7 protein-coding genes are annotated in these 12701 nt (G+C 36.0%); 3 read left to right on the top strand and 4 right to left on the bottom strand.

Going from position 1 to position 12701, the window contains the following annotated elements; all coding sequences use genetic code 11:
* Window positions 1–10 precede the first annotated feature (10 nt).
* Entirely contained in the window at window positions 11–1582 is a 1572-nt protein-coding gene (locus tag JML65_RS17190) for a SusD/RagB family nutrient-binding outer membrane lipoprotein (RefSeq protein ID WP_202271542.1), read from the top strand.
* A gap of 172 nt (window positions 1583–1754) precedes the next feature.
* Window positions 1755–1892 carry a bacteriocin-like protein gene (locus JML65_RS17185; protein ID WP_179140040.1) on the top strand — a complete coding sequence of 46 codons (138 nt, stop codon included), beginning with the start codon at window positions 1755–1757 and terminating at the stop codon, window positions 1890–1892.
* 186 nt (window positions 1893–2078) lie between these two features.
* On the opposite strand, the gene JML65_RS17180 is transcribed toward JML65_RS17185, so the two are convergent.
* The gene (locus JML65_RS17180) at window positions 2079–2237 is read right to left on the bottom strand and encodes a bacteriocin-like protein (protein WP_156126093.1); all 159 of its coding nucleotides are present in this window, start codon (window positions 2235–2237) and stop codon (window positions 2079–2081) included.
* Window positions 2238–2451: 214 nt separating this feature from the next.
* On the opposite strand from JML65_RS17180, the gene argS reads away from it, so the two are divergent.
* Window positions 2452–4212 (top strand): arginine--tRNA ligase, encoded by a 1761-nt coding sequence (argS, locus tag JML65_RS17175; RefSeq protein WP_047493313.1) that lies wholly within the window; start codon window positions 2452–2454, stop codon window positions 4210–4212.
* 140 nt (window positions 4213–4352) lie between these two features.
* Here the strand turns inward: argS and JML65_RS17170 are convergent, their stop codons facing one another.
* From JML65_RS17170 to JML65_RS17160, 3 genes are read right to left on the bottom strand one after another with little or no spacing between them, the layout of a single operon-like run.
* On the bottom strand, window positions 4353–5291 hold the full coding sequence (locus JML65_RS17170; RefSeq protein ID WP_202271541.1) for a YihY/virulence factor BrkB family protein: 939 nt from the start codon (window positions 5289–5291) through the stop codon (window positions 4353–4355).
* Between the two features lies 1 nt (window position 5292).
* Window positions 5293–7620: a BamA/TamA family outer membrane protein gene (locus tag JML65_RS17165; RefSeq protein WP_202271540.1), complete on the bottom strand. Its 2328-nt coding sequence runs from the start codon at window positions 7618–7620 to the stop codon at window positions 5293–5295.
* Window positions 7620–12650: a translocation/assembly module TamB domain-containing protein gene (locus tag JML65_RS17160; RefSeq protein WP_202271539.1), complete on the bottom strand. Its 5031-nt coding sequence runs from the start codon at window positions 12648–12650 to the stop codon at window positions 7620–7622. Before JML65_RS17160 ends, JML65_RS17165 begins: the two co-directional genes overlap by 1 nt.
* Window positions 12651–12701 lie beyond the last annotated feature (51 nt).

Genomic DNA, 12701 nt, shown 5'->3' with positions numbered 1-12701 from the left:
AACGGAAAAAATGAAAAAACAACTTTTAAATAAATTAAACAAAATAGTTTTTTATTCCTTATTAATCGGCATTACAGTTTCTTGTAATGATGAAAATTATGCTGAAGATTTTAACAAAGATCAATATGGAATATATACAGCTAATTATAAGTCTTTATTGGCTGGTGCTATTATGAATTTTGGACAAAACGCAGGTGAACGTAGTAATGCTTACTTGATGATGCCTGTATTATTTTCTCAATATCAATCACAGGTTGTTTACACTACGGAGCAAACCTATGGTGATACTCCTGGTACATGGGGAAGATACTATACCAATCAAATTGCTAATTTAAATGCAATTATTTCTGCATATTCTAACAACCCTTCGTCTGAAATATTACTTCAAGGAAGTGCTGAAAATATGATTGGGGTGTCTAAGATTTTTAGAGCAATCATAATGAAAAGAGTAACTGATACTTATGGTGATGCCCCTTTTTCAGAGGCAACACAGGCAACGTCAGGTATCCTTCTTCCAAAATATGATAAGCAACAAACTGTATATGAGTCAATTATTGCAGATTTGAAAAGTGGGAGAGATATGTTAAATTCTTCTTCAACAAGTCCTATAGGTGATATTTTATATTATGGAGATGTAAATAAATGGAAAAAGCTAGCTAATTCGGTATTGCTTCAGGCTACATTGCAATTATCTAAAAAATATCCATCAGCAACAGGGTATGCAGCCACAGAGTTTAATTCTGCTCTATCTAATTCTGCAGGGGTTATAGAGACGGTAGCTGATGAAGCCTGGTTTACTATTTCGCCAACAAATTCATATCCTAACCCTTATTCTGACTTTAGATCAGCTGATTATCGAATTTCCAGAGAATTAGTGGAATCTCTGAAAGGTTCTAGTAATATTTTTAATAAAACATCCAATCATACACCTGATACACGATTGACATTATATGCAAATTCAGGAACGATGTCAGCAGTTGGATTACCGTATGGTTATAATTCTAATGATTTAGCTGCTGCTGGTTATTCTACCTCAGGTGTCACTACAGTTAATGTGAAATTTAGAAGTAATAGTTCTCCTATTAATCTAATGACTGCAGGGTATACATACTTAAACCGAGCTGAAGCTGCCGCGAAAGGTTGGACAGGTGAAATTGTTAGTAATGTACTAAGTAAAGGAATTATCTTAAATTATAATACGCTGGACGACCATTATGTGCTAAATGCTAATCCATCGGGATCATCAAATCCTTTTGGTGGAACTAAAATTACTCCCAATGCAGCTGCATATGCCGGTGCTAGGGTAGCTGATATCGTAACATTTGGTGCAGAAAGAGTAATTGGTGAAGAAAAATGGATTGCTTTATTTATGAATGGTTTTGATGCATGGGCTGAATTTAGAAGAACAGGTTATCCTGCTTTATTACCTGCACCAAGTGCAGTAAACGGTGGAGTCATTCCAAGAAGAATAAGGTATCCAATAGAAGAGGTTAATTTTAATAATTCCAATTATTTAAAAGGTGTTCAAGGACTATCACCGGCTGAAGATAAAAATACTTCAAAAGTGTGGTGGGATCAATAAATAGAACCAACATACACATAAAGCCATTCAAATTAAGAAACCGCCTTCGGGCGGTTTTTTTTGTTTTTATAAGTTTGTATTTTAGATTCTTAAAATGATTTTTTTAATAAAAAAAATATTTCTTTTTATGATGAATTATTGTTATATTTAAGTTCACAATAAAATAAATAATATGAAAAATTTGAAAAAAATGTCAACACAAGAATTAAAAACAATTCTGGGTGGGGCTGCACCTGAGTGGTGTGTTGGTCCTGGTGGATGTTGGGATCATAAAACAAAAAGCTGTTATCCAGCTGGACAATGTCCTTAATGTAATCTAAAAAAAATGAATTATCTTCTAATACTAACTCAGTATTCAACAAAATTAAACGTTGAAGAGTATGTCTAAAAATGACATGGTATGAGTCTTAGAAAAAGATCTATTGGAAAACCGCCGAAATGCGGTTTTTTTAAGTATACAATAAAAAGAGGTCTCAAAAGACCTCTTTTTTTATTTTTATTCACCTTTGCACTTTATTGAGAATGGTAAGCAGGCGCCCCAGGCTTGACATTGTCTGTAGCCATCAGGACAGGTTCCCCATGGTTCGCAGCAGGGAGCATTTCCTCCATTGATCTTTTTAAGTTCTGTTTTAGAGATTTTTCTTGAATTTTTCATGATATATTTTGTTTTAATTAGTAAAATAAATATATGAAAATTATCGATAATTTGTTGCTTTTCAGTGTAATAATGTGAAAAATAAATTAAATAATTGAAACTCTCTGATCTTGGTATATAGGGTTGTCTTTTTTATTTCACTAAATTTGTACTTCAAATTTTTGAGATGAAGTAAGGCTATTCCACGTGGCCTTTAAAAAAGTAATATATACACATGAATATTAAAGATATTATAGAAGGGAAACTTTCAGAGGTTATTTTAAATGTATATCAATTAAAAGACATTAAGCTGGAAGTTCAGGAAAATAAAACGGAATTTGAGGGTGACTTTACCATTGTTACTTTTCCGTTGGTAAAACAATTAAAGAAAAATCCGGAAAGCATTGGAGTTGAATTGGGAGAGGCTTTAACGGAACAATCAGATTTATTTGAAAGCTTTAATGTAGTAAAAGGTTTTTTGAATGTTAAAGTTATAAATCAGTTGTTTGTGGATAACTTCAGATCCGTAAGCAATAGTTTTTCAACCATAGAAAAGAAAAATGCTACGGTAATGGTAGAATATTCTTCCCCGAATACCAATAAGCCTTTACACTTGGGACATATCAGAAATAATTTATTAGGATTTTCTGTAGCTCAGATCTTAAAAGAAGCAGGCTATGATGTGATCAAAACGCAAATTATCAACGATAGAGGAATTCATATCTGTAAGTCGATGTTGGCTTGGGAGAAATTCGGAAATGGTGAAACACCGGAAACCACTCATACTAAAGGAGATAAATTTGTAGGAAACTACTATGTGGAATTTGATAAAAACTACAAAAAAGAAATTGCAGATCTTGTCAGTCAGGGAGTAGGAGAAGAACAGGCAAAGAAAGAGGCTCCAATGATCAAGGAAGCTCAACAAATGCTTTTAGACTGGGAAAATGGAGATGAAACGGTGAGAAATCTTTGGGCAGAAATGAATTCCTGGGTATACAAAGGATTCAATGAAACCTATAAAAGATTAGGTGTTGATTTTGACCAGGTTCAATATGAAAGCAATACTTACCTGTTAGGAAAGGATCTTATTCAGCAAGGTTTGGATAACGGAGTTTTATATCAAAAAGAAGATGGTTCTGTGTGGTGTGACCTTACGGATGAGGGACTTGATCAGAAGTTATTATTACGTTCTGACGGTACATCCGTTTATATGACACAGGATTTAGGAACTGCCGTTGAACGTTTTAAACAAAGCGATATCAAGAAGCTGATCTATACCGTAGGAAATGAGCAGGATTACCACTTCCAAGTTTTATTTAAGATTTTAAAGAAACTGGGATATGAATGGGCAGACCAGCTGTATCACCTTTCTTACGGAATGGTAGAACTTCCTGAAGGTAAAATGAAGTCTCGTGAAGGAACTGTAGTAGATGCTGATGACCTGATGCAGGAAATGTATGAAACTGCAAAATCTAAGGCTCAGGAGCTTGGGAAACTGGAAACTCTTTCAGAAGAAGATAAAGAAGCTTCTTATGAAACAGTAGGACTTGGAGCATTGAAATATTTTATGCTAAAAGTAGACCCTAAGAAAAAAATGCTTTTCAATCCTGCCGAAAGTATCGATTTCAATGGAAATACAGGGCCATTTATCCAGTATACTTATGCACGTATTCAGTCATTGTTATCTAAGGCGGACTATATCCAGAAAGACACAGCTGATGTAGTTTTCAATCAATCTGAGAAAGAACTGATTATGCAGTTGACCAACTTTAAAACTGTAGTAGCCAAGTCAGCAGAAACACTAAGCCCGGCTTTAGTAGCCAATTATGTATATGATCTTGTGAAAGCATACAACTCTTTCTACCAGAATAATCCCATCCTGATTCAGGATGATGAAAATATAAAACAATTCCGTCTGAATGTTTCAGACCTTACAGCCAAGACCATTAAAAAGTCTTTAGCGCTTCTGGGAATCGGAACCGTAAACAGAATGTAGAAAATAATAAGCCTCCTGAATTTCAGGAGGCATTTTTTTAATATATAAGATAGGATCAGAAATCTTTATACAGAATTACCCCTCAAAATTTTACATCACGAACCCCGTGCCTCGTATCCCGTACCCCAATTATATCTATCCTACAATTTACCACTCTCACCATGCATCTGCTTAAGGCTATCTGCGTATAGTTTCGCAGCACTCCATCTTGCATGCTTGGAAAGAACCACCTTGTATCCTTTTTTGTATGTGTAGACTTTGGTGAATTTGGCCCCGAAAAATATCAGCATACAGGAATAATTAATCCACATCATAATCAGAATCACGGTTCCTGCAGCTCCAAAAGTGGAGGTTGGTTTTACCTGGCTGAAATAAAGGCTTAGTAGAAATTTTCCTAATGTAAATAGAGCTGTTGTTAAAAAAGCACCTCTCCATACAGATTTCCAGGAGATCAGTACATCAGGAAGAACCTTAAACATTAGGGCAAACAAAAGCATGACAAGTCCGAAACCTACAGCAAAGTTCACCAGTTCTACAAGCATATAAGTTTCAAAACCAAAATATTGCGTAATGATTTTATTAAAAAGACTGATCAGAGAAGATAAGATCATCGTGATCATCAGCAAAAATCCTAGGATAAGAATCATTCCCAGAGAATTGGCCCGGTCCAGTAAAAATTTGAGTAGTGCCTTTTTAGGAGCAGCTTCTACATCCCAAAGTGCATTTAGGGAATGCTGAAGCTGAAAGAAAAGGGTTGTAGAACCAAAAACAAGAGAGCCTACTCCTACAGCTTTCATGAAAATGTTTTTTTTATCAATAAGGGCTCCCGCCAGCATCCCTTCAATACTTTTGGCCACGTCAGGTCCCATAATGCCGCTGATTTGAGTACTTATCTGTCCACGTATAGCTTCTTCACCGAAAAAGTTTCCCAATACCCAGATAATAATAATTAATAATCCCGGGATAGAAAAGATGGCATAATAGGCCAGACTTGCCGAGTCTTTTGACGCAGAAGAACTGTTCCATTCTGTAAATGTTTCCTTTAAAACCTCCCAGAAAAATTTTATATTATTTATCATATTAAAATGGATATCCGATGGCAATATTTAAAATAAGATTATCTTTTCTCCAGCTTGGATCTCCGAAATTAATTTTATCGAAAGCCCATCTGTCTCCTTTTTCATAATAAGGTACCCGCAATGGCATGGCTAAATCCAATCTTAAGATCAGGATAGAAAAATCAAGTCTCAGACCAACTCCGGCTCCCACAGCAATTTCATTTAAAAAATCTTTTGAGAATTTGGCACCGGGTCTATCCTTATCACTATTGATCAGCCATATGTTTCCGGCATCTACAAAAACGGCAGCATTCAGAAATTTATACAGATTAGCACGGTATTCGGCATTAAATTCCAGTTTTATATCTCCGGACTGATCAAAATAGGCACCTTCTTTTAAAGTTCTGGGATCAAAACTTCCCGGTCCTAATGTTCTTGCACGGAATGCTCTGATACTGTTACTCCCTCCTGAGAAAAACTGCTTGGAAAAAGGAATAAACTCTGAATTTCCATATGGATAAGCAATTCCGGCAATTACCCTTGTTGCCAGTGAGGATTTCTCGGTAAATTTATGATAGAACCTCAGGTCATTTTCAATCTTAACATATTGACTGAAAGGAATTCCGAAAATTTCTTTTTGCTTATCTTTTTTTGCATTGGCTCCGGTAACCAGTCCTGTAATGTTTCCTGCCAGATCAAGTGTCCCTTTATAGTAAAATGTATTGGTTCTGGGAAGCATTGTATTCGTATAGGTATAAGAATAGGTAGGTCCGAAAATAAGTTGCTTCTGAACAATTCTTCCCATTGCCGGATTTATTTTAGATATTGAGTCATAAACAGCAGTAACCTTTTGCGGGGAAACCAAAGTAATATCAATCACTTTCAACTCATGTTCCTTTCTGGCATTTTCCTTCCACAAGTACCCAAATGAGGCTGTGAAATTATTAAGGGTATAATATTGCGATCTGTTTTGGAATTCATACCCCAATGTAATATTAGTTCGTGGAACAAATTCGCTGGAAGAGTGGAAACGGAAAGGAGCTACAATTCTTGGAATGGAAAGCTGTACATTGGTTCCTCCGCGGAAAATATTATTGGCATCTTTAGGTCCTCCCATCTGAAAATCAAAAGCTCCATAAATAGCAGCTTTAAATTGTTCAGCTCCACGGAAAAAATTTCTGTGTGTCCAGTTTAGATTCAGCTCACTACCGGCGTAGTTTGCTGAGTTTGTTCTTCCTAATGCTTCCAGACGAAGAGATTGGATTTGTCTTGGAGTCAGTAAATAATAGGCATCAAATTGATGACCTAATGAATCAGCTACAATGAATTCATTTTTTACAAATTTGAAAACACCCAGACTTATTAACCGGTTTAGCGTAAGGTTATGGTTGGAACGGTTATACAGATCCCCTTTTTTAAAGTATAAAGCACGGTCAAAGATTTTAGGTTTAAATTTATGTTGCGGATCAATAACATACATATCATCGAAAGCATACTTAGAAAGGGAGTCTTTATCCATCGGGATACTGTATTTCCCATCTTTTACATCCTGGATGTTATAGTTGGGGAACACAATCACCTTATCAATACTAAACTGTTGGGTGGCTAGATCCGGAGTATTATCTTTAAGTTTTACGTTGAGTTCAACCTTATGATTTTTATTTACAGTACTGTCTGCCTGTACAATGATATTATCAGGATGGAAGTAATAAAAACCTCTTTCTTTTAAACCATTATCAATTCTTTCCCTTTCAGTTTTGATGACATCCAGGTCAAACGGCCTTCCGTTTTTAAGAAAAGTTTTATGGGTTAAATTTTGAATTTCCTGATTAACGAGGGTAGAATCTTTCTGAAATTTTACGCCCTCAATCATATATCTGGCACCGGGCTTTACCGTATAAATGACGTGTGCTTTTTTGTTCTTTGAAACCGTATCATAGGTTGCCCGTGCATTGAAATATCCTTTGTTTTCAGAATAGTTTTCAATAATATCTTTATTAAACTCACGGTCTACATCGCCTAAAAGTACTGGTTTTTCACCCACTTTATATTTAAGCCAGTAATTAAAACCTTTGTCTTTTTTGGGCTCTTTGGCTATATTATAGAAATATAATTTTGGACGAAGCCCCAGGAATGTAGAATTGGGTTTTGGGGTAAGGTTGGCTTCCAGTGCTGACTGGAGATCTTTTTTTTCTTTTTTTGAAATAGTGTCGTTTACGATTTTTACCTCTGCACCCGTATAGAGCATCTGCCCCTCTCTCAAATACTTGGTATTACTGCAGGAGAGAGCTACCGATGAAAGCCCGGAAACAAACAGATATTTGCAATATGTATGAAATGTTTTACCCATTATTTAAATTCTACCACTTGGTTATTTTGATTTTTTTTTGGCTTTTTCTCTTTAGATTTTTGAAAAATCTCCCGGAATTTGTCATAATCCAATGTAATGATAAATCCTACTCCGGTTTCTATGATCTGCCCCTGAAGAGCCACCTGATATTCATCTTTACGGTAAGCACGAAGCATATATCTGCCGTCTTTAGACAGACTGTAATCTACAGAAACATTTCCTGCAATATTGGTCATATTTTCATTTTGACGGGCCTGGCCTTCCAGTCCGAAATTACTTCCTACCGTTACTTTCAGTCTATCATTCAACAGTTTTTTACTGATATCTACATTAAGGTCTGTTCTGGTGTTTTTCTGCCCTGTTGAATAGTCTTCTGAAGAATCAAGTCCAAAATTAAGATCAACCCCTTTAATCAGTCCGGCGGCAAGGTTATTCAGCTGTTGGGAGAGGATTTTACTCACACTCTGTCTTGCCATGGTTTCTGCAGACATTCCAGCGCCGCTTTCAAAAGGGTTTTCTCCAATAAATCGGTTGAGGAGAAGTAAAGCAAATACCTGCTTATTCAATTCAGATTCCTGAGTTCTGAGCTGGGCCAGTTTCTGATCAACAATATCTTTTACATTAGTGGATACAGAATTGTTTTTTTCTTCCGTGGTAACATCAAAACTAAGCTGAGGTTTCAAGAGCTCACCTTTCATTTTCAATAAAGCATTGAATGGTATTCTCTGTTTAAACTGATTGATCAGGGATGCTCCTCCGTCAGTACCTACCTGTTGTTCTACAAGGTCAATAGGAGCAGCTTCAGTTTTATAAACTGCGGTAATATCCATTACAGCCGTTGTAGGCTCGCCTGTCCAGGTGATGGTACTTCCTTTCTGGATGTCAAACTTACGTTTCAGAAAGCTTACAGAAAGATCATAGCTTCCTTTTTCTACTTCATAAACCCCTACCAATGTGGTTTTTCCTGATGGATCAATTCCTCCGGTAAGCTCTGCTTCGCCCTGAAGCTCTACAAAATCCCCGTTGGCTTTGTCTATAATAAGTGAAATTTTTGCTTCTTTGCTTACTTCAATATTCACACTTACATCCATTCCTTTGATGCGGCTCTGCGCATTAAGAGAGTCTGCCTTCACCGTTTTATTGAGAACCACCTGATCCTGATCAATAAACTCTACAATCCCGTCCCTTTCCTGTAAAGATGGGGTAGATTGAGGAAGTACAAAGGTAAAATCAGTATTGTCAGCAACGCTTAATCTTCCGTCTACTTTTGGTAAATCAAGGTTTCCGCGGATACGAAGCCCTGCATCAATAGCAAGAACACCATACATCATGGCATCATTGGATTTCTCAGAGTTGACCACTTTGAAATCTTTAGCATTCACATTAAGATTAAATGCAAAATCTCTATAGGTCTGCGTAAGTACTTCTCCATCTACAACAAGAGCATTTCCGTCTTTATCATTGATCTTAAACTTATTAAATTCAATACCACGGTTTGTGAAGTCTATATCATCATTGAGTTTTCTGAAATCACTTCCTGTTTTTGCAATTTCAAGACCTGCATCATTAAATTTTACTTTTCCTAAAATATTGGGTTTTTCCGAACTGCCTGTGATTTTTAAATTCCCGGAAAGATATCCCTCCGTATTGGTGATTGCATTCATGGAAAAGCCCTGGATACTTTTCATCTGAAGCTGATTGATAGCCATATTCAGATCAAAGGTGCTTGAAGAGGTATTGTAATCTCCAAGGATTTTTACATCATTATTATTTCCGGAAAGAGCGATATCAGCATTTAAAAGATTCGATGAAGAATTGTTCACCTTGACAGCAAGATTTCCAACGGGACTTCCGTAGACAATCAGGTCTGAAATATTTAAATCTGAAGTGAAGGTCATCTTTTTCATCACATCCCTCAGCTGAGCTGTACCATTAATTGTCCCTCTCGCCAGAACCGTATCTTTTTTAATAAGTTCTGTAATGGTTTCTATTTTGAAATCTTTCAAAGAAACATTCAAAGGACTGTTAGGGTTGTCATTCTCAGATTGAAGAGAAATTTCGCTTCCTCCATTAGAAAGGATGAAATTGTCTGCTAAAATCCCTTTATTGCTGATCTGAATTTTATTATTTTCGGCAACATTCCAATCGGTATAATTAAGTTTTAGCCCATTGGGATTCAATGATATTTCTGTAATGTCGTTCAGTGATTTTGCATTTCCTGCAATAAGGAACCGGGTGGCATCTTTATCATCTTTCGTACTCACGTTGTAATTGATGGTGTTATCGGCAACATCTCCACCAATATTGATTTTCTTTAAAGTTAAGCTTGAACTTTTCAGAGCGGCTACATTAAGGTTGTACTGTAATGCCTGATTTTCATTGGTCACTTTAAGAGCTGCATTTTCAATGGAATTTTCACCATATAGCAACTGGGGAATCTGTCCGTCAATCTCAATTTTCTGAGAATCTGCATCATAATTTCCTGTCAGATTAATAGTCTCGAAACTTTTCAGATCAGGAACAAATTTTCTGATAAGATCATCATTCTTAATTTTTGCCAGAAAGTTGAAATGCTGTCCCGGATCAATTTTCTTTGTTTTATCCGGTTTCTGAAACTGGTAATATTGATTGATCGTCTGCGTTAAAGCTCCGAAGATCTGTGTGAGTTTATATTTTCCCTTTAACTCTACATCTGCAATTTGAGAATTGAATACAATCTGTGTGGAGTCATTGGTAGAAGAGGCTTTTAAATTGACTTCCTGTACAGGATACACTTCTTTGGTATCGGAAAAAGCAAAATCTTTAAGGTTTACATAGCCATTCAGATTATTAGGATCTAAACTGCTAAAGTCACCATCAATTTTTCCGGCAATGATCATCTGTTTATCATAGAAGCCCAGTTTGTTAACATCCAGTTTAATGATTTCTCCATTGACTTTTACCGTAGGATTTTTTTCATTATAAACACCCGAAGCGGTCAGTTGTAAATTCGCATTCGGATCTTTTGAATCTAAAACAATATGATAAACACCTTTGTTAATTTTCCCGGTTAGATTCATATTCTGGTATCGGTAACCTTTATAGACAGCTGAAGCAACATGTCCTTTTACATCTGCATTGACATTTTTAAAATCAAAACTTTCTCCTTTTGCCGAAATCTGAGCTGTGATGGGGCCAATGTCTTTATTCTGAATGATTTTTCCCACCTGTACTCCCTGAAGATTGGCTTTTATATCGTACAATTCATGATTTTTTCTACGCATATCAACATTTGCAACGATTGCTGCATTTCCAAGTGTAGAATAAAGATTGAGATCTGTGCTCACTACTTTTGTCGTTCCTTTTGCATTTCCTTTAACGCTGAAATGCGAAGGAAGGGAAATATTGGAAGGAATTGTATTTTTAGGCACAAGATTGAAGATTGTTTTGGCACTGGAAGAAAATTCTCCGATTCTTACATCATAATACAACTGGTCGGGATTCATTGCATTTTTGATCTTTCCTGATGCCACGACTCTCAATTGATCCAATCCTGACACTTTGAGATCCTGGATAAAAAGATCATTGACACTCCCTTTTACATTGGCGTTAACATTTAAAATAGCATTCGGATACTTGTTGAAAGGAACGGTGTTTTTTAAAGTGGGAACCAGGTTTAAAATATCAGAAAACCCGATTTTTGAATCTTTAATGTTAGCTGAAATTTTAACAGCACCCAGATTTGAAGTGAGCTGGTCAATGGAATTATAATTCAGGATTACCTCATCCCGCAAAAGAGTTTTTGGAGTTTGAAGGTAAAGACTCTTAAGGTAAGCTTCTTTCTCTCCATACACGAAATCTGTATTGAATTTCTGAATATTCAAACCTCTGGCTTCCTGAACTTCTGCAGAATTTACTGTTCCTGCAAACGTATTGTTTTCCATTTTGAAGCTTCTCACTTCAACATTCATTTTTGAAAAATTCAGGTGGTTGAAATCCATTCCCTGCTTGGTAGCAGCAATTGCTGTATTATTGTAGATCGCTTTTACGTCATTAAGAACAAGTTTTCCTAACAACAATTTCATGGCTTTATCCTGATCTGAAACTTTGGACACTTCAGCCTCCTTTTCCTTTTTTGGATTAGCATTCTGAGCCGGAAGATAAAGGTTGGCATTAATATCCGCTCCGGATAAAAATACATTGGCAACGCTGTAATCGTTATTCTCAAGATCAATTTTATTGACTTTCGTACTAAGTTCTTTAAATATAACCTTAGCAAAGGTTTTGGTATTTTCGTCCCCGTAATCAACGTCGAAATTGGTCAGTTTAATTCCTCTCAGCCCAATATTCATAGGCTTTTTTTCGTTGAGTGAATCTACCTTTTTCTCAACTTTTTTAGAAACCTCCTCTACAAGGCCCTGCTTCAGTTTTAATTTTAAACCATCAAGGTTAATATCATTGACAGCATAGGTATTTTTAGTGAGATCAAACTTTTTAACTCTCGTATCAAAAGATTTAAAATAAAGGCTAATGTCATTTCTCGACTGCTGATCGTTAAAAGTGACCCCTACATCTTTTAAATTAATTTTATCAAGGGAAATAATGAAAGGCTTGGAAGAGCTTTCCTCTTTATCGGTGGTAGCAAAAGCATCAATAATATAATCAAAATTGAATTTACCATCGGGTTTTCTGACAACATGAGCGTGAGCTCCCTGCATATCTACAGAGGTAATATCTGCAGTAGAATTGATGAGCTTGAGCATATGTAAACCTACATCCAGCTTTTTTACAGCCAAAAGAGTATCAACATCCTGTCCTTTGAGATACAGATTTTCCATCACAAGACTATTGGGAAATCCAATATAGACTTTTTCAAGGCTTACTTTGGTCTTGATTTTTTTCTCAAGGTAGACAATAAGCTTGTCTTTAATAAAGTTCTGAACGGCTGGAAGTCTTAAGCTTAGGATCAACAGGGTAACAAAAACCAATATCGAAATAAAAGTTATTGCAATACGCCTTAAGAGTTTTGTGGTGTTGATTTTTAGTTTCAAATGCGATGTGGTTTCTGACAAAGATAATAATACTAAATTATTTTCACTTTG

This window comes from Chryseobacterium sp. KMC2 (assembly GCF_016756935.1).
Lineage (GTDB): Bacteria > Bacteroidota > Bacteroidia > Flavobacteriales > Weeksellaceae > Chryseobacterium > Chryseobacterium rhizosphaerae.
The sequence above is the reverse complement of the archived record's forward strand: the minus strand, read 5'-3'. Positions and strand labels throughout refer to the sequence as shown.

Coding starts and splice junctions, on each gene's coding strand:
- JML65_RS17190 (WP_202271542.1), top strand. CDS start 11: ATGAAAAAACAACTTTTAAATAAATTAAACAAAATAGTTTTTTATTCC.
- JML65_RS17185 (WP_179140040.1), top strand. CDS start 1,755: ATGAAAAATTTGAAAAAAATGTCAACACAAGAATTAAAAACAATTCTG.
- JML65_RS17180 (WP_156126093.1), bottom strand. CDS start 2,237: ATGAAAAATTCAAGAAAAATCTCTAAAACAGAACTTAAAAAGATCAAT.
- argS (WP_047493313.1), top strand. CDS start 2,452: ATGAATATTAAAGATATTATAGAAGGGAAACTTTCAGAGGTTATTTTA.
- JML65_RS17170 (WP_202271541.1), bottom strand. CDS start 5,291: ATGATAAATAATATAAAATTTTTCTGGGAGGTTTTAAAGGAAACATTT.
- JML65_RS17165 (WP_202271540.1), bottom strand. CDS start 7,620: ATGGGTAAAACATTTCATACATATTGCAAATATCTGTTTGTTTCCGGG.